This is a genomic window from Pseudoxanthomonas sp. F11, from assembly GCF_037046485.1.
Taxonomy (GTDB): domain Bacteria; phylum Pseudomonadota; class Gammaproteobacteria; order Xanthomonadales; family Xanthomonadaceae; genus Pseudoxanthomonas_A.
This window is the reverse complement of sequence record NZ_JBANLZ010000001.1, coordinates 844159-870962: the sequence shown is the minus strand read 5'-3', so window position 1 is coordinate 870962 and position 26804 is coordinate 844159. Positions and strand designations below refer to the sequence as shown.

General features: G+C 67.9%; 23 protein-coding genes, 1 tRNA gene and 1 riboswitch. Of the genes, 10 read left to right on the top strand and 14 right to left on the bottom strand.

Features of this window, described 5'->3' with window-relative positions; genetic code table 11:
• Window positions 1–3: 3 nt before the first annotated feature.
• From V8246_RS04285 to thiS, 5 genes are all read right to left on the bottom strand, one after another.
• Window positions 4–393: an ACT domain-containing protein gene (locus tag V8246_RS04285; protein ID WP_336188049.1), complete on the bottom strand. Its 390-nt coding sequence runs from the start codon at window positions 391–393 to the stop codon at window positions 4–6.
• Window positions 390–2249, bottom strand: a complete 1860-nt coding sequence (locus tag V8246_RS04280; protein WP_162109010.1) for an SLC13 family permease — start codon at window positions 2247–2249, stop codon at window positions 390–392. The genes V8246_RS04285 and V8246_RS04280 overlap by 4 nt, the downstream gene beginning before the upstream one ends.
• 107 nt (window positions 2250–2356) lie before the next feature.
• Window positions 2357–3109 (bottom strand): tRNA (guanosine(46)-N7)-methyltransferase TrmB, encoded by a 753-nt coding sequence (trmB, locus tag V8246_RS04275; RefSeq protein ID WP_271250564.1) that lies wholly within the window; start codon window positions 3107–3109, stop codon window positions 2357–2359.
• Window positions 3109–3903, bottom strand: a complete 795-nt coding sequence (locus tag V8246_RS04270; RefSeq protein ID WP_336188048.1) for a thiazole synthase — start codon at window positions 3901–3903, stop codon at window positions 3109–3111. Before V8246_RS04270 ends, trmB begins: the two co-directional genes overlap by 1 nt.
• Before the next feature lie 63 nt (window positions 3904–3966).
• Complete coding sequence (gene thiS / locus V8246_RS04265; RefSeq protein ID WP_162109028.1) at window positions 3967–4167, bottom strand: sulfur carrier protein ThiS; 201 nt, start codon at window positions 4165–4167, stop codon at window positions 3967–3969.
• A gap of 174 nt (window positions 4168–4341) precedes the next feature.
• Between thiS and V8246_RS04260 the strand changes: the two genes are divergently transcribed.
• From V8246_RS04260 to V8246_RS04235, 6 genes are all read left to right on the top strand, one after another.
• Window positions 4342–6141 (top strand): autotransporter domain-containing protein, encoded by a 1800-nt coding sequence (locus V8246_RS04260; protein ID WP_336188329.1) that lies wholly within the window; start codon window positions 4342–4344, stop codon window positions 6139–6141.
• Window positions 6142–6220: 79 nt separating this feature from the next.
• Window positions 6221–6294, top strand: a tRNA-Gly gene (locus V8246_RS04255).
• A 79-nt stretch (window positions 6295–6373) separates the two neighbouring features.
• Window positions 6374–7258 carry a 30S ribosomal protein S6--L-glutamate ligase gene (gene rimK, locus V8246_RS04250; protein ID WP_336188047.1) on the top strand — a complete coding sequence of 295 codons (885 nt, stop codon included), beginning with the start codon at window positions 6374–6376 and terminating at the stop codon, window positions 7256–7258.
• Between the two features lie 327 nt (window positions 7259–7585).
• The gene (locus V8246_RS04245; protein WP_336188046.1) at window positions 7586–8077 is read left to right on the top strand and encodes a hypothetical protein; all 492 of its coding nucleotides are present in this window, start codon (window positions 7586–7588) and stop codon (window positions 8075–8077) included.
• A gap of 5 nt (window positions 8078–8082) precedes the next feature.
• The gene (locus V8246_RS04240) at window positions 8083–8766 is read left to right on the top strand and encodes a response regulator transcription factor (protein ID WP_055936695.1); all 684 of its coding nucleotides are present in this window, start codon (window positions 8083–8085) and stop codon (window positions 8764–8766) included.
• On the top strand, window positions 8723–10114 hold the full coding sequence (locus V8246_RS04235; protein ID WP_336188045.1) for a HAMP domain-containing sensor histidine kinase: 1392 nt from the start codon (window positions 8723–8725) through the stop codon (window positions 10112–10114). The genes V8246_RS04240 and V8246_RS04235 overlap by 44 nt, the downstream gene beginning before the upstream one ends.
• 19 nt (window positions 10115–10133) lie before the next feature.
• On the opposite strand, the gene V8246_RS04230 is transcribed toward V8246_RS04235, so the two are convergent.
• From V8246_RS04230 to ahcY, 3 genes are all read right to left on the bottom strand, one after another.
• On the bottom strand, window positions 10134–10724 hold the full coding sequence (locus V8246_RS04230; RefSeq protein WP_336188044.1) for a hypothetical protein: 591 nt from the start codon (window positions 10722–10724) through the stop codon (window positions 10134–10136).
• A 100-nt stretch (window positions 10725–10824) separates the two neighbouring features.
• Window positions 10825–11661: a methylenetetrahydrofolate reductase [NAD(P)H] gene (metF, locus tag V8246_RS04225; RefSeq protein ID WP_336188043.1), complete on the bottom strand. Its 837-nt coding sequence runs from the start codon at window positions 11659–11661 to the stop codon at window positions 10825–10827.
• 85 nt (window positions 11662–11746) lie between these two features.
• Window positions 11747–13186, bottom strand: coding sequence for an adenosylhomocysteinase (gene ahcY / locus V8246_RS04220; protein ID WP_336188042.1), 1440 nt, complete (start codon window positions 13184–13186; stop codon window positions 11747–11749).
• A gap of 39 nt (window positions 13187–13225) precedes the next feature.
• A riboswitch (S-adenosyl-L-homocysteine riboswitch) is annotated at window positions 13226–13313 on the bottom strand.
• 140 nt (window positions 13314–13453) lie between these two features.
• On the opposite strand from ahcY, the gene ppc reads away from it, so the two are divergent.
• Window positions 13454–16177 (top strand): phosphoenolpyruvate carboxylase, encoded by a 2724-nt coding sequence (gene ppc, locus V8246_RS04215; protein WP_336188041.1) that lies wholly within the window; start codon window positions 13454–13456, stop codon window positions 16175–16177.
• Window positions 16178–16203: 26 nt separating this feature from the next.
• Here the strand turns inward: ppc and V8246_RS04210 are convergent, their stop codons facing one another.
• The 3 genes from V8246_RS04210 to metK form a co-directional block, all read right to left on the bottom strand.
• The gene (locus V8246_RS04210) at window positions 16204–18069 is read right to left on the bottom strand and encodes an ATP-binding cassette domain-containing protein (protein ID WP_336188040.1); all 1866 of its coding nucleotides are present in this window, start codon (window positions 18067–18069) and stop codon (window positions 16204–16206) included.
• Window positions 18070–18108: 39 nt separating this feature from the next.
• Window positions 18109–18606: an acyl-CoA thioesterase gene (locus V8246_RS04205; protein ID WP_336188039.1), complete on the bottom strand. Its 498-nt coding sequence runs from the start codon at window positions 18604–18606 to the stop codon at window positions 18109–18111.
• Between the two features lie 125 nt (window positions 18607–18731).
• Complete coding sequence (metK, locus tag V8246_RS04200; protein ID WP_336188038.1) at window positions 18732–19943, bottom strand: methionine adenosyltransferase; 1212 nt, start codon at window positions 19941–19943, stop codon at window positions 18732–18734.
• A 207-nt stretch (window positions 19944–20150) separates the two neighbouring features.
• On the opposite strand from metK, the gene V8246_RS04195 reads away from it, so the two are divergent.
• From V8246_RS04195 to V8246_RS04185, 3 genes are read left to right on the top strand one after another with little or no spacing between them, the layout of a single operon-like run.
• Entirely contained in the window at window positions 20151–21878 is a 1728-nt protein-coding gene (locus V8246_RS04195; protein ID WP_336188037.1) for a lysophospholipid acyltransferase family protein, read from the top strand.
• The gene (locus V8246_RS04190) at window positions 21875–22693 is read left to right on the top strand and encodes a UDP-2,3-diacylglucosamine diphosphatase (RefSeq protein ID WP_336188036.1); all 819 of its coding nucleotides are present in this window, start codon (window positions 21875–21877) and stop codon (window positions 22691–22693) included. Before V8246_RS04195 ends, V8246_RS04190 begins: the two co-directional genes overlap by 4 nt.
• Before the next feature lie 32 nt (window positions 22694–22725).
• Window positions 22726–23826 (top strand): metal-dependent hydrolase, encoded by a 1101-nt coding sequence (locus V8246_RS04185; protein ID WP_336188035.1) that lies wholly within the window; start codon window positions 22726–22728, stop codon window positions 23824–23826.
• 9 nt (window positions 23827–23835) lie between these two features.
• On the opposite strand, the gene V8246_RS04180 is transcribed toward V8246_RS04185, so the two are convergent.
• The 3 genes from V8246_RS04180 to V8246_RS04170 are packed head-to-tail and all read right to left on the bottom strand — an operon-like array spanning window position 23836 to window position 26799.
• Window positions 23836–24657: a class I SAM-dependent methyltransferase gene (locus tag V8246_RS04180; protein ID WP_238394881.1), complete on the bottom strand. Its 822-nt coding sequence runs from the start codon at window positions 24655–24657 to the stop codon at window positions 23836–23838.
• Window positions 24658–24676: 19 nt separating this feature from the next.
• The gene (dusB, locus tag V8246_RS04175) at window positions 24677–25669 is read right to left on the bottom strand and encodes a tRNA dihydrouridine synthase DusB (RefSeq protein WP_336188034.1); all 993 of its coding nucleotides are present in this window, start codon (window positions 25667–25669) and stop codon (window positions 24677–24679) included.
• A 29-nt stretch (window positions 25670–25698) separates the two neighbouring features.
• Entirely contained in the window at window positions 25699–26799 is a 1101-nt protein-coding gene (locus V8246_RS04170) for a PepSY-associated TM helix domain-containing protein (RefSeq protein WP_336188033.1), read from the bottom strand.
• Window positions 26800–26804: the final 5 nt, after the last annotated feature.

Here is a 26804-nt window from a genome sequence, read left to right as displayed (position 1 = left end):
GGGTCAGGGACGAAGGTGATGACCCGCCCCAAGCAGGGCGGACACCGCTTGCTCCAGCTGGTGCGCCTGCACCAGCACATAGTCGGTGTCGTAGGTCGACAGCGCGAAGATGCCTACGCCCGCGGCCGCCAGCGGATCCAGCACCGCTTTCAGGATGCCGGTCAGCGCGAAATCGAAGGGGCCTTGCAGCTTGAACATGCGCCAGCCGCGTTGGCAGCGCACGTCCTCGGGAACATGCTGCTCTTCGCAGACGAGCGAGAGTTCGTCGTCGGTCCAGCCCGCGTGGCGCATGCCGCCGGTGGGCCACCAGGCGGGCAGGGCGGCGCCGGCCGGCAGCTGCGCGACGGCGTAGCGCCCCGGCAGCAACGTGAGTGCCAGCGATGGGGTCGTCATCCGGCGCGACCGTTCCACCAGAACAGCACATTGACCGCGAGCACGACGACCATCGTGTAGATCAGCGACAGCGGCCCGCCCACGCGCCACAACTGGCGCGAGGTGTAGTTGGCCGGGCCGACCACCATGGAAATCACGGGGTTCGAGGCCGTCATCAGGTTGTTGGACGCCGACAGCGCCACGATCAGCGCGAACGCGGTGGGGTTGCCGCCCGCGGCCAGCGCCAGGTTGATCGCCATCGGCACCATCACGATGGTCGCGCCCACGTGGCTGATGACCAGCGAGAACGCGGTGGTCAGCAGCGCGACCGCGATTTCCAGCGCCCACACCGGAATGCCCTCCGGCAAGCGCTCCACCGTGTGTCCGGCCACCCACGCCGCCGCACCGCTGCTGTCCATCGCCCAGCCCAGCGGGATCAGGCCGGCCATCAGGAACACCGTCTTCCAGTTGATCGCGCCGTAGGCCTCGTCCATGCGCAGCACGCCGGTCAGCAGCATGCCGGCCACGCCGGTCATCAGGGTCAGGGCCACCGGCAGCTTGGACGTCAGCGCGATGACGATGGTGATGGCAAAGATGGCCATGGCGATCTTGAACTTGTGCGGACGCTGCTCGCCCTTCGGGTAGTCGGTCACCACCACGAAGTCGCGGCTCTCCGCAGCCTGGCCCAGGTCCTGCCAGATGCTGTGGAACACCAGCATGTCGCCGGCGCGCAGCTTCTCTTCCCGCACGTTGTCGCGGATGACCTTCTTGTCGCGGTTGATCGCCAGCAGGCTGATGCCGTTCTGCTTGCGCAGGCGCAGCTCGCGCGCGGTTTTGCCGATGAACTTCGACGTCGGCGGCACCACCGCCTCGGAAATACCGGCGCGGCTGGGGTTGAACAGGTCGCCGAAGTGGCGCAGCCGCGAGGACATGCGCAGGAAGTGGTTCTGCGCGAAATCGCCCACCTCCTGACGCGCGCCCATCACGCCCAGCACGCTGCCCACCCAGATGCGCATGTCGGCCGGCGGGGCCAGGCGCGTGTCGTTGCCGGTCTGCAGCGCCAGCATCAGCGGCGCGTCGTGCAGGGCCTCGGCCTCGCCCAGCGACATCCCCACCAGCGGGCTTTCCGCGGTGACGATCAGCTCGAACACATCGCCTTCGATGCCGTAGGTGTTGGCGAAGTAGCTTTCGGTGCGGGCGGGCGTCACGCTGGTTTCGGTTTCGTCCTTGAGCTTCCTGTCGCCGTAGTAGCGGAAGTACAGCAGCGAGGCGGCGACCAGCAGCACGCCGATGGGCGCAGGCGCGAACATGCGCAGCGGTTCCAGCGTGGCCATGCCGGAGGGCAGGTTGTTGTTGGCCGAGACCAGCAGGTCGTTGAGCAGGATCAGCGGCGAGTTGCCGACCATGGTGAAGGCGCCACCCATGACGATGGCGGCGGCAATGGGCAGCAGCAGCCGCTGCAGCGACAGGCCGGTACGCGAGGACAGCCGCGAGGCCACCGGCATGAACAGCGCCATCACCGACGGGTTCTGCATGAAGGACGAGTTGAGGCTGGCGATGGCCGTGGTCATCAGCAGCAGCCGCTGCTCGATGCCGTGGCCGCGCCGCAGCAGCCACGAGGCCAGGCGGTTCAGTGCGCCGGTGCGGTCCAGTCCCGCGCCCAGGATCATCGTGGCGATGATGCTCATCACCGCGTTGCCGGAGAAGCCGCCGAAGATCTCCTCCGGCGCGATCAGGCCGGTGATGCCCAGCACCACCAGCACCACCAGCGCCACCAGGTCGGCGCGGATGCGTTCGAACAGGAACATCGCCATCGTGAAGCCGACCAGCCCGAGGACGAGCTTCATGTCGTTGGTCAGCGTCAGCGCGTTGTCCATTACGGCAGGCGGGAATCGGGAATGGTGAATCGGGAATCGGCGGGGGCGCCCCGGCTCAGCGGCCCTTTACATGCAGGAGGACGTGGACGGGTCATCGCATCCATTCCCTATTCCCCGGTCCCCATTCCCGTCTTGTCATAGACAAGATCCCACACGCCATGGCCCAGCTTCTGGCCGCGGGTCTCGAAATGCGTCTGCGGGCGCCAGTCGGGGCGCGGCACGCTGCCGCGCGGGCCGGCGCGGTTGACCAGCCCCGGGGTGGCATCCAGCACGTCCCACATGTGTTCGGCATAGGCCTCCCAGTCGGTGGCGCAGTGCAGGCGCCCGCCCGGGCGCAGCTTGCGCGCGACGAGCGCGGCGAATTCCGGCTGCACCAGGCGGCGCTTGTTGTGGCGCTTCTTGTGCCAGGGATCGGGGAAGTAGATGCGCACCTCGTCCAGCGACCCGTCGGCGACTTCGTGCTGCAGCACTTCCACCGCGTCGTGGTGGTAGACGCGCACATGGTCGCTGCCGTCTTCGGCCAGCGCGTTCAGCAGGCGGCCCACGCCGGGAGCGTGCACTTCCAGGCCGATGTAGTCGCGGTCCTTGTCGTGGCGAGCCGCAAAGCGCAGGGCCTCGCCGTTGCCGAAGCCGATTTCCAGCACGCGGGGCGCGCTGCGGCCGAAGACCGCGTCGTAATCGCGCGGTTCGCCCGTGTAGTCCAGCCCGAAGCGCGGCCACTGGGTATCGAAGGCACGCTGCTGCGCCTCGGTGAAGCGGCCCTGGCGCAGCACGAAGCTGCGCACCTCGCGCCGTCCCTCGGTGAGGGTGAAGGGCTTGGGCGGTGTTTTCGCCCCGGGGCTGGAGAACGGATCGGTCATCAGCCGATCAGTCCGTCGATGGGGCTCGATGCGGAGGCGTTGCGCTTGCGCGGGATGCGGCCGGCGAGGAAGGCTTCGCGACCGGCCTCCACGGCCTTCTTCATGGCGCTGGCCATCAGTACCGGATGCTTCGCCCCGGCGATGGCGGTGTTCATCAGTACGCCGTCGCAGCCCAGTTCCATGACGATGGCGGCATCGGAGGCGGTGCCGACGCCGGCGTCGACCAGCACCGGGACCTTCGCGTTCTCGATGATCTCCAGCAGGTTGTACTTGTTCTGCACGCCCAGACCGGAGCCGATCGGCGCGGCCAGCGGCATCACCGCCACGCAGCCGATCTCTTCCAGGCGGCGGGCCAGGATGGGGTCGTCGCTGGTATAGACCATCACGTCGAAGCCGTCGGCCACCAGCTTCTCCGCGGCGGCCAGGGTCTGCACCACATCGGGGTACAGCGTCTTCTGGTCGCCCAGTACCTCCAGCTTCACAAGGGTGTGGCCGTCGAGCAGTTCCCGCGCCAGCCGGCAGGTGCGCACGGCATCGTCGGCGGTGTAGCAGCCGGCGGTGTTGGGGAGGATGGTGTAGCGCTCCGGCGGCAGCACGTCGAGCAGGTTGGGCTCGTTGGGCGACTGGCCCAGGTTGGTGCGGCGGATGGCGACGGTGACGATCTCGGCGCCCGCGGCTTCGGTGGCCAGGCGGGTTTCCTCGAAATCCTTGAACTTGCCGGTGCCGGTCAGCAGGCGGGAACGGTAGGTCTTGCCCGCGATCACCAGCGGGTCATGGGGGGCGGTGTTGGACATGCGGCGATTATCGCCGATGTTGGACGCAGGGTGGCACCGCGCGGACGGGCGCGGCCGGTGGGCTCAGCCGCCGCCCAGCGCGTGCACGATCTCGACCCGGTCGCCGTCCTTCAGCGTGGTCTGCGCATGGCGGCTGCGCGGGATGATTTCGCCGTTGAGCTCGACCGCGACGCGGCGCTCGGCCAGGCCCTGTTGCTGGAGCAGGGCGAGAAGGGTGCCGGGGTGGGGCAGGGCATGGGGCTGCCCGTTCAACTGGATGTCCATGGCGGCATTGTCGCCCATGGCGGATGTCATTGCCGCATTGCAGCGTGTGCGCCGGCCGCGTTTGGTGGAACGATGCGCGCCATGCGCAGCCGTACGGCAGAGCCGGCGCGCAGTCCATCATCCATTGCCCCGGGAGATTCCATGAAGCGTTCCATCTCGCCCGTCCGTTCGTTGCTGGCCGTCGCGCTGGCGATGGCGGCAGCCCCCGTCCTGGCCCAGGACGGTCCGTACACGCAGACCGTGTTCTTCGGCGACAGCCTGACCGACGCCGGCTACTTCCGCCCGCTGCTGCCGGCGTCCGTCCGGCCGGTGACCGGCCAGTTCACCACCAATCCGGGCTTCGTCTGGTCCCAGTACCTGGCCGAGTACTACGGCACCGGCGCCTACGCCAACGGCAATGGCCAAGTGGGCACCAACTACGCGGCCGGCGGCGCGCGCGTGGGCACCAACACCACCGGCGCGCTGGGTCCGATTCCCTCGCTCGCCACCCAGGTCAACTCTTACCTGGCCTCGACCGGCGGCCGTGCCGATCCCAACGCGCTCTACACGGTCTGGGGCGGTGCGAACGACCTGTTCGCCATCACCAGCGGCGGCGCCGATCCCACCACCACGATCGGCGGTGCGGTGACCGCGCAGGTGGGCATCATCGGCAGGCTGCAGAACGCCGGTGCACGCTACATCCTGGTGCCCACCATTCCGGATCTGGGCGTGACGCCGGGCTTCCGCGCGCAGGGTGCCGCCGCGGCCGCGGCGGGCACGCAGCTCTCCACCACCTACAACGCCGCACTGTTCAACGCGATCGATACGGCCGGCCTGCGGGTCATTCCGTTGGACACGTTCTCCCTGCTGCGCGAAATCGTCGCCAGCCCGGCCGAGTACGGGTTCGCCAACGTCACCGGCACGGCTTGCCAGCCGCAGATCACCGCCAACTCGCTGACCTGCAACCCGACCTCGTACGTCACTCCGAATGCGCCGGATACCTACGCCTTCGCCGACGGCGTGCACCCCACCTCGAAGGCGCACAGCATCCTGTCGCAGTACGCCGTGGCGATGCTGGAAGGCCCGCGCCAGATCGCGCTGCTGCCGTACACCGCGTCCGTGCACGGGCGTGCGCGCGCCGACCGCGTGGCCGCGCACGTGGCCGGCAAGCCCGAGGCCGACGGCATGCGCTGGTGGGGCGACCTGCGCGGGGACTTCCTGCGCTACGGCGATGGCGACCTGTACGACGGCGCCGGCCCGATGGGGACCTTCGGCGTGGACTGGTCGCGGGGTTCGATGGTCTACGGTGCGTTCGCCGGTTATGGCCGCGCGAAGTACGACTTCGGCAAGCGCAGCGGCAGCTTCGACGAAGCCGACGCCACGCTGGGCGGTTTCGCCGGCTGGTACGGCGACCGCCTGTGGGCCAACGCGCAGGTGAGCTACAGCTGGATCTCCTACGACGTGGACCGCGAAGTCCAGCTGGGCGACGTCACCCGCCGCCACAGCGGCTCGCCTGACGGCACCAACCTGAGCCTGGGCCTGAGCGCCGGCTACCAGTGGGGCGAGGGCGCGTTCCGCCATGGTCCGGTGATCAGCGTGCTGTCGCAGACCATCGACATGGACGGCTACAGCGAGAGCAACGTCAACTCCAGCGCGTTGGCGTATCCGGACCAGGAGTTCGATTCGCTGATCGGCAGCGCTGGCTACGAGCTCAGCTATGCGATCAACGACCACCTGCAGCCGTACGCTCGCCTGACCGTGGACAAGGAGTTCGAGGATCCGGCCGAGGAGGTGTTCGCGCAAGCCCTGTCGCTGCCGGGCACCAGCGCCTACGCCGTTCCGGGGCTGGACACGGACGACGGCTACGGCACCCTGCTGATGGGCGCGCGCACCAAGCTGTTCGGCTTCGATGCCAACCTGGGCGTCACCACGACGGTCAACCAGGGAGGCGGCACCAATACCACCGCCTTCATGACGCTGGGCGGTAGCTTCTGAAGTGACTGAACGATGCGGCGCCGGTCGCCGGCGCCGCATTGCCTTGTCCCCCGGCCCGGCATAGACTTCGGTCGTCCGCGCGGGTGTAGTTCAATGGTAGAACTGCAGCTTCCCAAGCTGCTAGCGTGGGTTCGATTCCCATCACCCGCTCCATCCCCCCTCTCGCCTTCGTCGTCATCGTCCGGCCTTCCGGGCGTGCGATGCTGCACGCGGCCCAGGTGATCCCGCGTCCATGAAGCTCGCCATCCTGTCGCGCAACAGCAAGCTGTACTCGACCCGCCGACTGGTGGAGGCCGCACGCCAGCGCGGCCACACGGTCCGGGTGCTTGATCCGCTGCGCTGCTATATGCGCATCGCCTCGTCCGGCTTCCAGCTGCACTACAAGGGCCGCTCGCTGGCCGGCTACGACGCCGTCATTCCCCGCATCGGCGCGTCCATCACCCGCTACGGCACGGCGGTGCTGCGGCAGTTCGAACTCATGGGCACCTACAGCCCCAATCCGTCGGATGCCATCCTGCGAGCCCGCGACAAGCTGCGCGCGCACCAGCTGCTGGCCGCGCAGGGCATCGATCTGCCGGTGACCGTGTTCGGCGACAACCCCGACGATACCTCCGACCTGCTGTCCATGCTCGGCCCGCCCCCCCATGTGATCAAGTTGAACGAAGGCGCACAGGGGGCCGGCGTGATGCTCACCGAGAAGCCCTCGGCTTCGCGCAGCGTGGTGGAGGCCCTGCGTGGTCTGTATGCCAGCTTCGTGGTGCAAGAGTTCATCGGTGAGGCGGACGGGGCCGATCTGCGCTGCTTTGTCGTGGGGGACGAGGTGGTGGCCTCCATGCGCCGGCAGGCGCCGGAAGGGGACTTCCGCTCGAACCTGCATCGGGGCGGCACGGCCCTGCACGTGGCGGCCACCGACGAGGAGCGGGCTGTGGCCGTACGGGCCGCGCGCGTGCTCGGGCTGGGGGTCGCGGGCGTGGACCTGATCCGGGCCAGGCGCGGCCCGCTGGTGCTGGAGGTCAATTCCACGCCCGGCCTGGAGGGCATCGAGGCGGTATGTGGCGTGGATGTGGCCGGCAGGATCGTGGAGCACCTGGCGATGCATGCTGAACAGGGCGGCTGATCGCCCCTTTCACATGGATTTAACGTCCCTTTTAACGGGTGTTTAATCGCTCCCCGCGTAGCCTCTCCCGGACCGCAGCTCTGCGTTCCTCCCGGTGGATTCATCTGGAAAGCACAGGATTACGGTAATCGGGGCATTACTTTGGCCCAAGCGGGCGTCCACCCGCTTGGGCCTTGTTTTTTTTATTGGAATGCCTTGGCGTAGTCGCAGTTACCTATGCAAGAATCGGATCTGCCCGCACCGCTTCACCCCGGCTTCGGGAAATGGCGGGTTGCGGCGCATCTCCGGCTACTTTGGCGGGTGAACAATTTCGAGCGAGGTGAAAGGATGCGTAAGCTGTTATTTGTCTCCGTTATGCTGCTGGCCGTACCTGCGGCGGAAGCGTCGATGAGCGCGGCATCGGGCGCGGACACGACCGCGACAGGCCAACTCAATGTCTCCGTGCCGTTCGAGAAGCAGAAGGAGAAGATCCTGGCGGATCTTGCGGAGGGCAAGGCCTACGCCGAAATCTCCCAGACGGACCGGATTGAAGTGCGCAATGCGCTCAACCGCATCGGCGATTCCCTCCAGCGCGCAGGTGGAGTGGATCAGCTGTCATCGGATGACAAGGTGAAGGTCATCAACGATCAGGAACTGGTCAATACGATTCTGACGCGAGCCGGGGAAGACAGTCGCCTGGTGTGTACGCGCGAAAAGAAGGTCGGTTCGCACCGCGCAACCACGCAGTGCCACACGGTCGCACAACGTCGCCGCATGCGCGAAGAATCGCAGCAAGAGCTGGGCAAGAACTTCCGCCAGCCCATCCTCGAATCTCGTTGATACAGATGCGCATCCTCGTCATCGAAGACAACAGCGATATCGCCGCCAACCTCGGCGACTATCTGGAAGAGCGTGGCCACACCGTCGACTTCGCGGCCGACGGTGTGACCGGGCTGCACCTGGCGGTCGTGCATGAGTTCGACGCGATTGTGCTCGACCTCAACCTGCCGGGCATGGACGGCCTGGAGGTCTGTCGCAAGTTGCGCAACGAGGCACGCAAGCAGACGCCGGTGCTGATGCTGACTGCGCGCGACTCGCTGGACAACAAGCTGGCCGGCTTCGATTCCGGCGCCGACGACTATCTGATCAAGCCGTTCGCGCTGCAGGAAGTCGAGGTGCGCCTGAACGCCCTGTCCCGTCGTGGCAAGGGCGTGCAGACGCGCGTGCTTGAGGTGGGTGAATTGGAATACAACCTGGATACGCTGGAAGTGCGCCGCCAGGGCAAGCTGCTGCAGCTCAATCCCACCGCGCTGAAGATCCTGCAGGCACTGATGGAGGCCTCGCCGGCCGTGGTGACGCGCCAGGAGCTGGAGACCCGAGTCTGGGGCGAGGAACTGCCCGATTCGGATTCCCTGCGCGTGCACATCCACGGCCTGCGCGCGGTGGTGGACAAGCCGTTCGACTCGCCGTACATCCAGACCCGCCATGGCATCGGATACCGCATCGCCGCACCCGATGCCAGCAGCTGAGTCGTCGAAACCCCGCCGCCACCGCCGCTTCCGGCGGCGGCTGCGCACCCGCATCATCCTGTCGTTCGTGCTGCTTGGGTTCGGATTGACCCTGCTTCTGGCGTTCTCCGCCAACTGGGTGCGCAATCGTGTCGAGGAGGACCTCGTCGTTGATGCGATCAGCCAGAACATTACCGAGTACCAGCGACGTTACGAAGCCAGCGGAGGACGCGAACGTGACCTGCGGGTGCAGACCATGCGCGCCTACGCGTTTGCGCCGGACAAGTTCGCTCAGCTGAAGATTGATCAGCCGGAGTGGCACGACCTGCCTAACGGCATCCATACGATAAGCGGCACTGACGAGGATGGTTCGCCGTTCTCCTACTGGCTTGCCGTTCAGAAAACGCCTGAAGCCTGGTTTTTCCTTGCGTATGACAAGACGGAATCAGTCAAGGCCAAGAGCAAATTCAACAACGCGTTGATCGGCGTGGTCGTCGTGTTCACTGGGATCTCGTTGTTGATCGGCTGGTGGTCCGCCTCCCGCGTGATGAGTCCTGTGTCGGAACTGGCCTCGCGCCTGCGCGCTTACCGCGGCAGCAGCAACCCACGGCCGTTGGCTCCGCACTTTCCCGAGGACGAAGTCGGCGAACTCGCCAAGGCGCTCGACGACTACTCCGAGCGCCTCACCGAAGTCGTCCAGCGTGACCGCGAGTTCAACGCCGACGTCAGCCATGAGCTGCGCACGCCGCTGGCCATCATCCGCGGGTCGGTGGAACTGATGCTGTCGCGGCCGGACATGGACGAGAAGACACGCACCCGCATCCAGCGCATCCAGCGTGCGGAGCAGCAGTGCACCGACCTGATCAGCGCGCTGCTGCTGCTGTCGCGCAACGAGCGGGGTCACGGCAATACCGACGTGGCGCGCGTGGTAGACCAACTTCTGGAAGCCCACCGCGCCACACTGGGCGGCAAGCCGCTGACCCTGCGCGTGGAAGGCGAGGAAGGCGCCCGTGTGGACTCGCCCGAGGCCGCCCTGTCCGTCGCGTTGGGCAACCTGATCGGCAATGCGGTGAAGTACACCAAGGAGGGCGAGGTCGTCGTTCGCCTGCTGCCGGATGCGGTGGAAGTCATCGATTCCGGGCCTGGCCTCAGCAAGGAGGACGCCGCGCGCCTGTTCGAGCGCGGCTATCGCGGCACGCATGCCGGCCATTCGCAGGGAGGCGGCATCGGGCTGTCCATCGTCAGCCGGCTGTGTGCGCTGTACGGCTGGGAGGTCGGCGTACGGCCGGGCGAATCGAAGGGCGTGGTGGCGACGCTCCGCTTCTCGCCGACGCGTGACGTGTCGTCAGCCCACCCCGCGCGCACCTGAAGCGCCCACGGCAACGCGGTTACAGCGTGATCCAGAAGCAGTTGTAGGCACGTCGCAGCCCGAACGTGGTGTTCGAGGGCGTGGCGCCGTTCTTCAGCGTCTGCACGATGCGCAGGCCAACGGGCCGCGTCTGCCGGGTCGTCGTCGGGTAATAGCCATCCCGGTTCTGATCGACGACCGCGCCCTCGGCATCGAGGATCGGCGCGGGGGCAGTGCGCACCGGCACGATGTCAACGAGCGGGCGCTGCGTCACGGCTTCCAACTGGTCGAGGATGCGCAAGGCGGCGGCATCGGACACGCCGCTCCAGTGGTATACGCCCGCCAGCCGGTTGACGTCACCCGCCGTGATCGCCATCGACACCTGCGCCACCAGATCGCTCAGGGTGCGGGAACAGCCACCGCGATAGAGCGCGCCCGTCGCCGAGGGCCCGGTGGTACCGGCTGGCAGCCGATCCATCGCGCCGATGTCTTCGCAGTTCTTGTCGGTGTAGACGGTGTCGCCGTCCATCGTCGTACAGCGCTGTACGCCCTGCTGCTGCGCCTCGGCGGGTGCTGCAGGGAATCCGGCCCACAGGCACAGGCTGGCGAGAAGGAGAAGCGGGAGGCGCATGCCTGCAGCGTAATCCGGGCATGGCATCCGGTCACCGAGCGCATGCCCGGAGTGCGACCGCCGTTCACCTGCGGGTGGGGCGCATGGCGCGCCCCGGCGTTCAGGCCGCCCAGCCCAGGCGGGACAGAACGGTCTGGGTCGGCTTGGCGAGGTTCAGGGTGTAGAAGTGCAGCGACGGCGCGCCGCCGGCGACCAGCCGCTCACAGAGGCTGGCCACCACGTCGGCGCCGAAGTCGCGGATCGCATCCGCATCGTCGCCCAGCGCCTGCATGCGCTTGCCGATCCAGCGCGGGATCTCCGCGCCGCAGGCTTCGGAGAAGCGGCGCAGCTGGGTGAAATTGGAGATCGGCATGATGCCCGGGATGATCGGGATGTCCACGCCCAGCCGGCGCACCGCGTCGACGAAGTGGAAATACGCATCCGGGTTGTAGAAATACTGGGTGATCGCGCCGTTGGCGCCGGCATCGACCTTGGCCTTGAAGTGGCGCAGGTCGGTCAGGGCATCCTCGGCCTGCGGGTGCGTTTCGGGGTAAGCACCGACTTCGATGTGGAAGGTGTCGCCATGTTCGGCGCGGATGAACTCGATCAGCTCCGACGCATAGCGCAGGTCGCCCGGGTGGCCCATGCCGGAAGGCAGGTCGCCGCGCAGCGCGACGATGCGCTTGCACCCAAGCGCCCTGTACAGCCGCAGCAGTTCGCGGATTTCCTCGCGGCTCCCGCCCACGCAGGACAGGTGCGGCGCGGCATCGAAGCCATGGTGCTGGTTGAGATGGCGCACCGTCTCGGACGTGTAGCTCAACGTGGAACCGCCGGCGCCGAACGTGCACGACACATAGTCGGGGGCGTGCGCCTTCAGCTTGTACGCAGTGCGGTCGAGCTGCGCGCGCTGCTCATCGGTCTTGGGCGGATAGAACTCGAACGAAACCGGGATCGACATGGAGAGGCCCCGAGGGGCAGGCGCATACCCGCGCCTGCCGTGGATCGAGAGGGCAGCGCGGACGCTGCCCCGTGCACTGCTTCGATCAGTAGCGGTAGTGGTCCGGCTTGTACGGGCCTTCGACCGCCACGCCCAGGTAGTCGGCCTGGTCCTGGGTCAGCGTGGTCAGCTTCACGCCGATCTTCTCCAGGTGCAGGCGCGCGACCTCCTCGTCCAGGTGCTTCGGCAGGCGGTAGACGGTCTTCTCGTACACGTCCTTGTTCGCCCACAGGTCGATCTGCGCCAGCGTCTGGTTGGCGAAGGAGTTCGACATGACGAAGCTCGGGTGGCCGGTGGCGCAGCCCAGGTTCACCAGGCGGCCTTCGGCCAGCAGGAAGATCGCGTTGCCGTTCGGGAACACGAACTTGTCGACCTGCGGCTTGATGTTAATGCGCTTGGCGTCCGAGGCGTACAGCGCGTCCACCTGGATCTCGTTGTCGAAATGGCCGATGTTGCAGACGATGGCCTGGTCCTTCATCGCCCGCATGTGCGCGAGGGTGATGATGTCCTTGTTGCCGGTGGTGGTGACGTAGATGTCGGCCTGGCCCAGGCTGTCCTCGACGGTGTTCACCTCGAAGCCTTCCATCGCCGCCTGTAGCGCGCAGATCGGGTCGATCTCGGTGACGATCACGCGGGCGCCGTAGGCGCGCAGCGAGTGCGCCGAGCCCTTGCCCACGTCGCCGTAGCCGCAGACCACGGCCACCTTGCCGGCCAGCATCACGTCCATCGCGCGCTTCAGGCCGTCGGCCAGCGACTCGCGGCAGCCGTACAGGTTATCGAACTTGGACTTGGTGACCGAGTCGTTGACGTTGATCGCCGGCACCAGCAGCTTGCCCTGTTCGGCGATCTGGTAGAGGCGGTGCACGCCGGTGGTGGTCTCTTCGGACACACCCTTCCAGTCCTTGACCACGCGGGTCCAGTAGCCGGGGCGCTCCTTGGCCACGCGCTTCAGCAAGTCCTTGATGACCTGCTCTTCGTGGTTGCCCGAGGCGGTGTTGACCCAGTCGCTGCCGTTCTCGAGCTCATAACCCTTGTGGATCAGCAGGGTGACGTCGCCGCCGTCGTCGACCACCAGTTCCGGGCCGGTGAGGGTGCCGTCGGGCAGGGTGAAGGTCAGGGCGTCCAGCGTGCAGTCCCAATACTCTTCCAGCGTCTCGCCCTTCCAGGCGAACACCGGCGTGCCGCTGGCAGCGATCGCGGCGGCGGCGTGGTCCTGCGTGGAGAAGATGTTGCACGACGCCCAGCGCACGTCGGCGCCGATGTCCTTCAGCGTCTCGATCAGCACGGCGGTCTGGATGGTCATGTGCAGCGAGCCGGTCACGCGCACGCCCTTCAGCGGCTTGGTGGCGGCATACTTGCGACGGATGGACATCAGGCCGGGCATCTCATGCTCGGCGATGTCGAGTTCCTTGCGGCCCCAATCGGCCAGAGAAATGTCGGCGACCTTGTAGTCGCCCTCGGTGGAAAACTTGCGTACTGCGTTCATCGTGTTGGCTCCGGGAAGGTGGCGAGCGGGGCTCGCATGCTTGACCGGGCGCCGTTGCGGTTTCCTGCCGAGCCTGGCCGTGCTTGCCTGTCGAACAGACATCACGGTCGCAGCGCCCCTCGGCGGACACATTATATCGCTTGTTCCGGATGAAACGATGACGCACGGCCTGGCCTGATCGGGTAGGCTTCGGATGCTGTCCTGCAGCAGACCAATTGTCCGCAAGGACAATACCAATCCCGGCCCACGACGGACCCCACGCCGCGCATGAACAGTCCCATCAGCCTCGAATTCGCCCCGCCCGACGTCCCCCTGCGCGAGGACGTGCGCCGCCTGGGAACGCTGGTGGGGGAGATGCTGGCCGAACAGGTCTCGCCGGACTTCCTGGCCCATGTCGAACGGGTGCGAACCACCGCCATCGCGCGCCGCCAGTCGGGCGAACCGCCGCAGTCGCTGGCCGGCTTGCTGGACGGGCAGTCGCCCGCGCAGGCGGAGTCGCTGATCCGCGCCTTCAGCACCTACTTCCAGGTGGTGAACATCGCCGAACGCGTCCATCGCATCCGTCGCCGGCGGGATTACCAGCGGGCCGGCAGCGCGCGGCCGCAGCCCGATGGGCTGCACGACGCGCTGGCCCGCCTCAAGGCGCAGGGCGTCTCCCTTGAGGAATTGGCCGGCTGGCTGCCGCGCATCGACGTGGAGCCGGTCTTCACCGCGCACCCGACCGAGGCGGTGCGGCGCGCGCTGCTGGAGAAAGAGCAGCTGATGGTGGCCAGCCTGATCAACAGGCTGGACGGCACGCGCACCCCCGGCGAACTGGCCACCGACACCGCGCGCTTCCGCATGGCGCTGACGTCGGCCTGGCAGACGGCCGACTCCTCGCCGGTGCGCCCGGGCGTGGAAGACGAACGCGAGCATGTCGGGTTCTACCTGATCGAAGTGCTGTACCGGGTCATCCCGGTGCTGTACGAAACGCTGGAAAGCGCCATCACCGAGGTCTATGGCGCCGCGCCCGAGGTCACCGCGCGGCTGCCGCGCGTGCTGCGCTTCGGCACCTGGGTCGGCGGCGACATGGACGGCAATCCGAATGTCGATGCACGCACCGTCACGGCCACGCTGGATGCGCAGCGACGCGCCATCCTCACGCGCTACCTGAAGGAGCTGCGTCAGCTCACCACGCTGCTCAGCCAGTCAAGCTCGATCATCGGTGTTTCGAGCGAGGTGTCGGCGCGGGTGGAGCAGTACCGCGCGCTACTGCCCGATGCGGCGAAGAAGTCGCGCCCGCGCCACGGAGACATGCCCTACCGTCTGCTCAACGACCTCATGCGCGCGCGCCTGCACGCCACGCTGGAAGACCGACCCGAGGGCTACGCCTCGCCGGAGGAACTGGCGCACGACATCGAGCTCATCCTGCGCAGCCTGGAAGCCAACCGCGGCATCCACGCGGGGTGGTTTGCAGTGCGCAGGCTGGCCTGGCGCGTACGCACATTTGGTTTCCACCTCGCCCGGCTGGACGTGCGGCAGGAATCCAGCGTGCATGCGCGCGCAGTGGCGGCGGCACTGGGCGATGCCGACTGGGAGCAGCGCGAGGCGGTCGAGCGCGCTGCATTGCTGGGGCCGTATGCCAGCGGCGATGCGGTCCTGCCGGGGTCGGCCGAGGAAGGCAACGAACGGCTGGATGCGGTCTTCAAGGCGCTGGCCGATGCGCGCACACGGCACGGTACCGATGCGCTGGGCACCTACATCATCAGCATGGCGCACAGCCGCGCCGATGTGCTGACCGTGCTGGCGTTGGCGCGGCGAGGCGGCCTGGTCGACGACGCGGGGCAGGTGCCGCTCGACATCGCGCCGCTGTTCGAGACCATCGACGACCTGGGACATGGCACCGATGTGCTGCGCGACCTGCTCGCTGATCCGGTCTACCGGACCCATCTGGCCGCGCGCGGCAACGTGCAGATGGTGATGCTGGGGTATTCCGACAGCGGCAAGGACGGCGGCATCGCCGCCTCGCGCTGGGGCCTGCAGCGGGCACAGGTGGACCTGGTCGAGGCCGCCCAGGAACTGGGCATCAGGCTGACGTTCTTCCACGGTCGCGGCGGTTCGATCATTCGCGGTGGCGGCAAGACCACGCGCGCGCTGGAAGCGGCGCCGCGCGGCAGCGTGGACGGGCGCCTGCGCGTGACCGAGCAGGGCGAGGTGATCCACCGCAAGTACGGCATCCGCGCGCTGGCGCTGCGTTCGCTGGAGCAGTCGGTCGGGGCGGTGCTGCTGTCCAGCCTGAGGCCGCGTCCCCCGGAGCCGCGTGAAGCACGCTGGCGCGGGATCATGGCGCTCGTGGCGGAGGAAAGTACGCGGGCCTACCGCGCGTTCGTGCAGTCGCCGCGCTTCATGGACTATTTCCGCAGCGCCACGCCGATCGACGTGATCGAGCGGATGACGCTGGGCTCGCGGCCCTCGCGCCGGCTGGGCCAGGATGCGGCACTGGGCAATCTGCGTGCGATCCCGTGGGTATTCGCCTGGAGCCAGGCGCGCGCGGTGATCCCCGGGTGGTACGGCGTGGGCGCCGGCTTGCAGGCCGCAGTGGATGCCCATGGCGAAGACGTGCTGCGCGAGATGGCGCGCGACTGGCCGTTCTTCAAGACCTTCCTCGACGATGTCTCCATGGTGCTGGCCAAGGGCGACCTGAGCATCGCCGAGATGTATTCGAGGATGGCGGGCGAGCTGCATGGCGAGTTCTTCCCGAAGGTGCAGCAGGAGCATGCAGCCGCGGTGCGCTGGGTGCTGGCGCTCAACGGCAACGATTGGCTGCTGCAGCATGACCAGCGCCTGGCGCTGTCCATTCGCCTGCGCAATCCCTACATCGACCCGATCAGCGTGATGCAGGCCGACCTGCTGAAGCGCTGGCGCGCCAGCGACCGCCAGGACGATGCGCTGCTGCATGCGCTGGTCGCCAGCATCAACGGCGTGTCGCAGGGCGTGCAGAACACGGGGTGAGGCGCTCCTACACGGGGTCGAGGAATTCAACCATCCAGCTCCGACCAGCGCTGGTAGGCGTGGTCCAGTTCCGCCTGCTTGGCGGCGAGCTCTTCGTTCGCGCGCTGCAGGTCGGCCGGGGACTGTTGGTAATAGGCCGGATCGTTCATCGCTTCGGTGCGCCTGGCGACCTCGGCTTCCAGCGTTTCGATGCGCGCCGGAAGCTGTTCCAGTTCGCGCGCTTCCTTGAAGCCCAGCTTGCGCTTGGCGGCGACGGGTTCGGGTTGTTTCGATAGGACAGGCTTGGGCGTCGCGGCTGCTGTGGCGGCCACGCTGGGTGCACGTCGTTGGCGCAGCCAATCCGTGTAGCCGCCCACGTAGTCGCCCAGCCGCCCTTCGCCTTCGAGCACCAGCGTGCTGGTGACCACGTTGTCGAGGAAGTCGCGGTCGTGGCTGACCAGCAGCAGCGTGCCCTTGTAGTCCAGCAGCAGCTCTTCCAGCAGTTCCAGCGTCTCGACGTCCAGGTCGTTGGTCGGTTCGTCCATCACCAGCAGGTTCGAGGGCTGGGCGAACAGCTTGGCCAGCAGCAGGCGGTTGCGCTCGCCACCGGACAGGCGGGTGATCGGCGCGCGGGCGCGCTCGGGGGAGAACAGGAAGTCCTGCAGGTAGCCGATGACGTGCTTGCGGCTGCCGTTGATCTCGACGAAGTCGCTGCCTTCGGCCACGTTCTCCAGCGCGGTGCGGGACTCGTCCAACTGGCTGCGATGCTGGTCGAAGTAGGCGATCTGTAGGCCGGTGCCCAGCTTCACTTCGCCATGCTGGGGTGCCAGCTCGCCCAGCAGGATCTTCAGCAGTGTCGACTTGCCGGCGCCGTTCGGACCCACGATACCGACACGGTCGCCGCGCATGATGGTCGCCGACACGTCGTCCAGCAGCACGCGGCCGTCGTAGGCCTGGGTGATGTGGGTGGCCTCGATGACCTTCTTGCCGGAGGACTGCGCGGCCGCGGCTTCCATCTTCACGTTGCCGGACAGTTCGCGGCGCTGTGCGCGCTCACGGCGCATCGCCTTCAGCGCGGTGACGCGGCCTTCGTTGCGGGTGCGTCGGGCCTTGATGCCCTGGCGGATCCAGACTTCTTCCTGCGCCAGCAGCTTGTCGAAGCGGGCGTTCTCCTGCGCTTCGGCATGCAGGCGCTCCTCGCGGCGGCGCAGGTAATTGTCGTAGTCGCCGGGCCAGCTGGTCAGCTGGCCGCGGTCGATCTCGAGGATGCGCGTGGCCAGCGAGCGCAGGAAGCTGCGGTCGTGGGTGACGAAGACGATGCTGCCGGAAAACGACTTCAGGAAACCTTCCAGCCAGGCGATCGCTTCGATGTCGAGATGGTTGGTGGGCTCGTCCAGCAGCAGGATGTCGGGGTTCCGGACCAGCGCCTGCGCCAGCAGCACGCGGCGCTTCATGCCGCCGGACAGCGCGGCGAAATCGGTCTCTTCCGGCAGTTCGAGCCGCTCGAGCACCTGCTGTACGCGGCGGTCCAGGTCCCAGCCGTGCTGGGCTTCGATCTGCGCCTGCGCTTCGCCCATCGCGTCCATGTCGCCGTCGTGCACGGCATGGTGGTAGCGCGCGAGCAGCTGGCCCAGGTCGCCCAGGCCTTCGGCGACCACATCGAACACGGTGCCCTGCGTGTCCTGCGGCACTTCCTGTGCCATGCGCGCGACCACCACGCCGTTCTGCACGCGGATCTCGCCGTCGTCGGGCTTGAGTTCGCCGGCCATCAGCCGCATCAGCGTGGACTTGCCCATGCCGTTGCGGCCGACGATGCAGACGCGTTCGCCGGGTTCGATGGACAGGTCGACGTGTTCGAGGAGGAGCGGACCGCCGACACTGAAGTCGACCCGCTGGAAGTGCATCAGGGACATGCGCGTATTGTAGCCGGCGCGGGCCGCCGGGCGCCGGTTTCAGGCAGTTTCCGCCGCCCGGCTGCCCAGTTCGGCATGCCGCCGTTCCATCTCCTCGCGCAGCTGGCGGCGCAGGCGTGCGGCCGCGAAGCGTCGGATCTCGTCCGGGGTGGTCGGCTCCAGCGGCGGTACGGGTGTGGTGCGGCCATCGTCGTCCACCGCGACCATGGTGAAGAAACAGCTGTTGGCGTGGCGCACGCTCTGCTTGCGGATGTCCTCGGCCACCACCTTGATGCCGATCTCCATCGACGACGTGCCGGTGTGGTTGACGGAGGCCAGGAAGGTCACCAGTTCGCCCACGTTGATGGCCTGGCGGAACATCACCTGGTCCACCGACAGGGTGACCACGTACCTGCCGGCATAACGGCTGCCGCAGGCGTAGGCCACCTGGTCGAGCAGCTTGAGGATCGCGCCGCCGTGCACCTTGCCGGAGAAGTTGGCCATGTCCGGCGTCATCAGTACCGTCATGGCGAGCTGGTGGCTCTTCAGCGATTCCATGGCATGCCTCCGCAAGCTGAGGCGCGCAGGCTAACCGATCCCGGCGTCGCGCGCGCAATGCCGGATTCCAAAAGAAAACGGGCCGCTGGTGCGGCCCGTTCCCGTCGTCGCGGAGTTCGCGGCGATTATTTCAGCTTGGCGTCCTTGCGCAGCGCCTCGGCGCGGTCGGTCTTCTCCCAGGAGAAGGCGGTCGCGGTCTGCTTCTTGCCGGCGCCGTCCACGTAACTGATCTCCTTCGGCTTGCGGCCGAAGTGGCCGTAGCTGGCGGTCGGCTGGTAGATCGGGTGTTCCAGGTCCAGCATCCTGGTGATGCCGTACGGGCGCAGGTCGAAGTGCTTGCGGATCAGCTTCTCGATCACGTCGTCGCCCACCTTGCCGGTGCCGAACGTGGTCACCGAGATCGAGGTCGGTTCGGCCACGCCGATCGCGTAGGAGACCTGCACTTCGCACTTGTCGGCCAGGCCGGCGGCCACGATGTTCTTGGCCACGTAGCGCGCGGCGTAGGCGGCCGAACGGTCCACCTTCGACGGATCCTTGCCCGAGAACGCGCCGCCGCCATGGCGGGCCATGCCGCCGTAGCTGTCGACGATGATCTTGCGGCCGGTCAGGCCGCAGTCGCCCACCGGGCCGCCGATGACGAACTTGCCGGTCGGGTTGATGTGCACCTTGTTCTTCGGCAGCGCGTCCAGCCACTTCTTGGGCAGCACCGGCACCAGGATCTCGGCGCGCACGGCCTCGATCAGGTCCTTCTGCTTGATGTCCGGATCGTGCTGGGTCGACAGCACCACGGCGTCGAGGCCCAGCACGGTGTTGCCGTCGTAGCGCAGGGTGACCTGCGACTTGGCGTCCGGGCGCAGCCACTTCAGCTTGCCCTTCTTGCGCACCTTGGCCTGCTGTTCCACCAGACGGTGGCTGTAGTACAGCGGGGCGGGCATGAATTCCGGCGCCTCGTTGCACGCATAGCCGAACATCAGGCCCTGGTCGCCCGCGCCCTGTTCTTCCGGCTTCTTGCGGTCCACGCCCTGGTTGATGTCGGGCGACTGCTTGCCGAGCATGTTGATGATGGCGCAGGTGTGGCCGTCGAAGCCGACGTCGGAATTGTCGTAGCCGATGTCGTTGATGACCTTGCGCGCCAGCGCCTCGATGTCGACCCACGCGGTGGTGGTGACTTCGCCGGCCACGATGGCCGCGCCCGTCTTCACCAGCGTCTCGCAGGCCACGCGCGCGCGCTTGTCCTGGGCCAGGATCGCGTCCAGCACGGCATCGGAAATCTGGTCGGCGATCTTGTCCGGATGGCCTTCGGAGACCGATTCGGAGGTGAACAGGTAGCTGGACATCAGGCTTATATCCTTTGATTCGGATGAAAAGATGGGCGCGCATGATACACGCCGGGGGCGGTGCGTGCATTCTGCGCCGTTCAGGGTTGTCCGGGGTTAAGGGGGAATCAAGCGCCCCGGTGTCACCGGACTGCCAGAAAACGGACACCGTGCTGTCGCCGGCCAGGCGCAGGCTGCGCGGCGAAACCCCGCCGCCAGCCCCTGCCCATGCACCTGCTGGAACGCCAGATCGCCGAACGCTACCCCCACTGGTTCCGCGGCCGCCGCGCCCGGCTGACCGGTCCGCTGCTGCGCACCCTGGGGCGCTGGTCCCGGCTGGACCAGGCCTATGCCTTCCTGGCCGATCACGGCCACCTGCGCGGCCTGGACTTCATCGATGCCGCCATCGACCATCTCAACCTGCGGCCCGCCGTCGCCGACGAGGACGCGCGCCGGATCCCGGCGCAGGGGCGGCTGCTGATCGTGGCCAACCATCCGTCCGGCGCGCTGGATGCACTGGCGCTGCTGCAGATGGTGGGCCGGGTGCGGCGCGACGTCCGCATCGTCGCCAACGACATGCTGGCCGGCATCGCGCCCGTCGCCCCGCTGCTGCTGCCCGTGCGCATCCTGGGCGGCAAGCCGAGCGCGGACAGCGTGCGGGCGGTCGAACAGGCCCTGGAAGCCGAGCAGTGCGTGATCGTGTTCCCGGCTGGCGAAGTCTCGCGGCTGGGTCCACGGGGCGTGCGCGATACGCGCTGGCGTCGCGGCTTCCTGCGCTTTGCGCGCGCGACCGGCGCGCCGGTGTTGCCGGTGCGGGTGGTGGCGCGAAACTCCGCGTTCTTCTATGGCGCGTCGGCCCTGTTCAAGCCGGCGGGCACGGCGCTGCTGGCGCGCGAGATGTTCCGCCGCAGCCAGCGTCGCCTGCAGCTGCATGTGGGCCGGCCGCTGCGACTGGACCCGACCATCGCCCCCGCCACGCTGATCCGCCAGGTGCGCGAGGCGCTGTACGCGCTCGGTCGCCGCGAGGGCCGGCGCGTCGAGCCGCCGGCCGAGGTGCAGGAGCCCCTGGTCGATGCGCTGGCGCCGGAGGCGCTTGCGGCCTGTATCGATGCGCTGGACGTGTTGGGTGAGACCACCGACGGCAAGCGGATCTGCGTGGGGCGCCTGGCCGGTGGCTCGCCGCTGCTGCGCGAGATCGGCCGGCTGCGCGAACTGACCTTCCGCGCGGTGGGCGAGGGCACGGGCAAGCGCATGGACGTGGATGCGTTCGACACCTGGTACGAACACATCGTGCTGTGGGATGCGGCGCAGCGGAAGATCGCCGGCGCGTACCGGCTGGCGCGCGGCGCGCCGGTGCTGGCGGCGCAGGGTCTGAAGGGTCTCTACACGGCGTCGCTGTTCGACTACGCGGACGATGCGCTGCCGCGGCTGGCCGCGGGCATGGAACTGGGCCGCAGTTTCGTGGTGCCCGACTACTGGGGCAGCCGCAGCATCGACTACCTGTGGCAGGGCATCGGCGCCTACCTGCGCCGGCATCCGCGCGTGCGCTACCTGTTCGGTGCGGTGTCGATGAGCGCGGCACTGCCGCTGCATGCGCGCGAACAGATCGTCGCGTACTACGCGCACTACTACGGCGATCCGAATGGCGAGGCGCGCTCGCGCCATCCGTTTCGCTACACCGCCACACCGCCCTGCTTCGACACGCTCGAGGCCGATACCGCCTTCCGCGTGCTCAAGACGAATCTGGACACGCTGGGCGCCACCGTGCCCATGCTCTACAAGCAGTACACCGAGCTCTGCGAGCCGGGCGGGGCGCGTTTCCTTGCGTTCGGCGTGGATCCGGACTTTAGCGATTCCATCGACGGGCTGATCGAGGTGGACCTGCACCGTATCCGGCCGAAGAAGCGCGAACGCTACCTGGGCCAGGCGTGGCGCCCGACCGAGGCGGCGGCATGAGTCCGCCGGCCGTGCCACGCTCGATGCGGCGCGCGGTCTTCGTTTCCGACGTCCATCTGGGTTCCAAGCACTGCCATGCGGCGGAGTTCGCCGACTTCCTCGGCGGGCTGCAGTGCCGGCGGCTGTATCTGGTCGGCGACATCGTCGACCTGTGGTGGATGGCGCAGCGACGCGCGTGGTGGGACGCGGCCCACAATCGCGTCATCGAGGCGCTGCACGCGCTGGCACGCAACGGCACCGAACTCATCTATGTCCCCGGCAACCACGACCGGCCGATCCGCCGCTTCTGCGGCCTGATGCTGCCGGCCATGCAGGTGCGTCGCCGTGCGATCCATACCACGCTCGATGGACGCAGACTGCTGGTGACGCATGGCGACGACTATGACGGCGTCACCCACTTCGGCGGGCTGCAGGAAAAGTTCGGCGACTGGCTCTACTACCGCATCCTCACCGGCAACCGGCTGACCAACCGGCTGCGTCGCCGCTTCGGCCTGCGCTACTGGTCGTTGGCGGAGTACCTGAAGCGCCAGAGCGACACCGCTGAGCGCTATATCGCGCGCTTCGTGCATGCGGGCCTGGACGATGCGCGACGGCGCGGCCTGGATGGCATCGTCTGCGGGCACATCCATCGCGCCGCGCTGCTCCAGCGCGAGGGCCTGCTGTATGCGAACGACGGCGACTGGGTGGAAAGCCTGACCGCGCTGAGCGAAGAGGCGGACGGCAGCCTGTGCCTGCTGGCGCACACCGGCCAAGTCCTGTCCCATGTCGCCCCGCGCCTGCGCCTGGTCGCGCACGACGTGCCGCACGCAGCGTGAGCAATCCCGCCGACGGCTGCTAGGATCGCCGCATGGATTCCCTCAGCCAGATCGTCCTCGGCGGCGCCGTCGCCGCCGCCATCGCCCCCGCCGCCCATCGTCGCGCCGCGCTGCTCGCGGGCGCCGCCCTCGGTACGCTGCCTGACCTGGACAGCCTGCCCATCGCGCTGTTCTCCGACAATCCGGTCACCTTGATGACCGTGCACCGCAGCTTCAGCCATTCGCTGTTCTTGCTGCCGCTGGTGGGCTGGCTGGTGTGGTGGCTGTTCAAACGGTTCGGCCACGGTCGCGTCGCATCCGCGCCCGCGCGCTGGTTCTGGGCCATCCAGCTGGCACTGGTGACGCATCCTTTGCTGGATGCCTTTACCGTCTACGGCACGCAGCTGTGGTGGCCACTGTCCCCGCCACCGACGATGTGGTCCAGCGTCTTCATCATCGATCCCCTCTACACCGTCTGGCTGCTGGTCGCCTGCGTGGCCGCGTGGTTCCTGCGCGATCGCGCCGCCGCCCGGCGTGCACTGTTGGTGGGCCTGGTGCTCAGCAGCGCCTATCTGGGCTGGTCGCTGGTGGCCAAGGCGATGGTCGACCGCGAAGCCGAACGCACGCTGGCCGCCATGGGCCTGGGCGATGCGCCGTACTTCTCGGTGCCCATGCCGTTCAACACGCTGCTGTGGCGTGTGGTGGCGATGACGCCGTCGGGCTATGTGGAAGCCGAGCGTTCGGTGCTGGTCGATGAGGGCCCGCTGAGGTTCCGAGGCTACCCGTCGAACGTGCAAGCGCTGCGCGAAGCGGCGGACGTGCCTGCGGTGCAACGGTTGTCGTGGTTCAACCATGGCTTCATGCGCGCGCAGGTCCGGCAGGGTCGCCTGGTCCTGTCCGACCTGCGCATGGGCGTGGAGCCGGACTACAACTTCCGTTTCCAGGTGGCGGAATGGCGCGACGGACGCTGGCAGGCCATGGCGCCCGTGCAGGAGCCATGGTCCATCCCGGTCAGGGGTGGCGACGGTCTGGGCCGTCTGTTGGCGGCCATGTGGCATCGCACGTGGCATCCCTCACCGATTCCTGTGCGCGCCAGGCTTGACGACGCGCACGCGCCTCCCGCGCCGCAGGCGGGCGGGGATCATGCGCAATAGGCCGGTCGGTCAATAGACCGTTGCGCGCGCCTGCACGAAGGCATAGAAGAACACCGCGTCCGGGTCGTTCTGCACGTCGTGCATCTCGCGGCGCATGCCATCGACCACGTCCTGGGTGACCCGGCCCGCCTCGACCATCGAGTCCGCGGCGGACAGCAGCAGTTCCTCCCAGAACGCGATCATGTCCTTCCGCCTTGCCGGCTCGCGGTTGTCGAAGTGCACGGTCTTGATTTCCGTGACCACGTCGCGGTAACCACCGGCCAGCAGCAGGTTGCCCAGCTTGGCGCCGATGAACGGGTCGCCGCCACTGTCGTACTGGAAGTCGTTGAACGCCATCCAGTAGCGCCAGGTGTTGGGCGAGTACGGATGCAGCAGGAACGAGGAATTCATCACCTCGGTGACGTAGATCGGCGAACCCGGCGCCAGCACGCGCCGTACTTCGCTGAGCACGCGCGCCGGGTTGGGCACGTGCTCCAGGATCCAGCAAAGGAACGCCGCATCGAAGTCGCGTGCGCCGAAGGGCAGGCGGCTGGCGTCGGCCTGCTGCAGGGTGTAGCGGTCGCGGCACCAGGGCATCTTCGCCAGGTTGTCGCGCGCGGCGTCCAGCTGCACCTGGTTGAGGTCAACGCAGGTGGCGTGCAGATCGGGAAAACGGCGCAGCAGGATCTCGGTCTGCGCGCCCACGCCGCTGCCCACTTCCAGCAGGCGGCGCACCCCGGTGTAGTCGACATGGTTGAACAGCGTGCTTTCCAGCAGGCGGGCCTGCTTGATCAGGCGGGCCTGCTCCACCGGCGAGAAGCCATGCAGGTAGGGAGAACTGGATTCGGTCACGAAAGCCTCCGTCAGAGAATCAGGCCGCCGTCGGCAGCGCATCGCCGGCGATCAGGGCATCGAAGTAGTCGCGCGTGAGCCGCAGCTGTTCCCCGGCAGTCTCCGCGCGATTCACCACGGCGCGGAAGGCGGCCTGTTCCGGCCGGTCCTTCGCGTACCAGCCCAGGTGCTTGCGGGCGATGCGCACGCCCTGCGGTTCGCCGTAGAAGGCGTGCAATGCCTGCAGGTGGCCCAGCAGGATGTCGCGCACTTCATGCAGCGCCGGTGGGGGAAGGTGCTCGCCGGTGGCGAGGAAGTGCGCGATCTCACGGAAAATCCACGGACGGCCTTGCGCTGCGCGGCCGACCATCACCGCGTCGGCGCCGGTCTGCGCCAACACCTGCGCGGCCTTGACCGGCGAGTCGATGTCGCCGTTGGCGACGACGGGAATACGCAGCGCGGCCTTGATCGCCGCGATGGTCTCGTACTCGGCCACGCCGGTGTAGTGCTGGTCGCGCGTGCGGCCGTGCACGGCCAGCGAGGCGATGCCGCTCTCCTGCGCGATGCGCGCGATGGTCGGCCCGTTGCGGTGGTCGCAGTCCCAGCCCGTGCGGATCTTCAGCGTGACCGGCACGTCCACGGCCTTCACCACGGTCTCCAGGATGCGGCCCACCAGCGCCTCGTCGCGCATCAGCGCCGATCCCGCCCAGGCGTGGCACACCTTCTTGGCCGGACAGCCCATGTTGATGTCGATGATCTGCGCGCCGTGGTCGGCGTTGTAGCGCGCGGCATGGGCGAGTTGTTGCGGCTCGGTGCCGGCGATCTGGACGCTGACGGGGCTGGGTTCGCCGTCATGGTCCATGCGGCGCATCGACTTGTTCGTGGTCCAGAAGCGCGGGTCGCTGATGGTCATTTCCGACACCGCCAGGCCCGCGCCCAACCGTTTGCACAGCAGCCGGAACGGCTTGTCGGTGACGCCGGCCATGGGGGCCAGCATCACCGGCGGGTCGATGCGGTAAGGGCCGATCTGCATGGCGGCATTGTACCGCCGGCCCCGGAGGGTCAGCGCCTGCGGCGTCGCGCGCGCCAGAACAGGAAGCCGGTCGCCAGGAGGAAGGCGGGCAGCAGCCCTGCAGCGGCGACGGCCCATTGCCAGGCGCGCCCGCCCACGAAGCCGCCATGCAGCGGATACATCGTCTCGCTGATGCGGGCGCCGGTACCCTGCACGGTCGCGTCGTGCACCTGCACCGCGCGTGCGCGGTAGGGGTCCAGCCAGATCACGCTGCGGCCGTTGGGATGCCACTCGCCCGGAGCGCGGAAACGGATCGACACCAGGGCGTTGTCGCCCTCCGGCACGCTGACGCGGCGGAGTTCGCTGCCCCGCGGAGCCGCGTCCGCCGCGGCCAGCAGCACGGCCGGCCAATCGATGGCGGTGGTCCTCCGTTCGATCGGCAAGGGTGGTACGACCTCGGGCCCGTCGGCGAAGGTCCAGCGGAGCGCGCTCCGGAACGGCTGGCTGTACACCATCGCCACGCCGGTGAAGGTCACCACCAGCAATAAGGGCAGCAGGAGAACCCCCAGACTGCGGTGCCAGCTGAGCCATCGCCGGGCAGGTGGCGCCGCATGCCAGCGCAGGCTCGCCGCCAACGCGGCCAGGCGCGGCCACCACAGATAAAGTCCGGACAGCAGCAAGAACAGTGACACGATGCCGGCCGCGCCCAGCGCCTGCTCGCCCGCCTCGCCGGCCAGCAGGTGCGTGTGCAGGTCGCGCATCCACATCACCGCGTCGTTGCCCGTATTCCGCACCAGCAGAAGCTTGCCATTGGCGGGATCGAAGTAGTGGCGTTCACCCTGGGCGGCGAACGCCTGCCAGGCAGGCAGCCTCGGCGAGGGCAGATCGATGGAACGGATGCCGCTTTCCTCCGCCTCTGCCACGATCCGCGCCAACGCGTGACCCTGAAGCGCGAGCGGCGGGAGCCGTCCGCGCTCCAGTTCGGGATGCGCAGCCAGCAGCAGTTCGGATTGGAACACCAGCACCGTGCCGGTCAACGACACGACGGCGAACACCAGGCCCACGGACAGTCCCAGCCACAGGTGCAGCCACTTCAGCACGGGGCGGAAGCGCCATGCGGAGGGGGCGGATATGGCCTGGCGTGGAAGCATGCGGG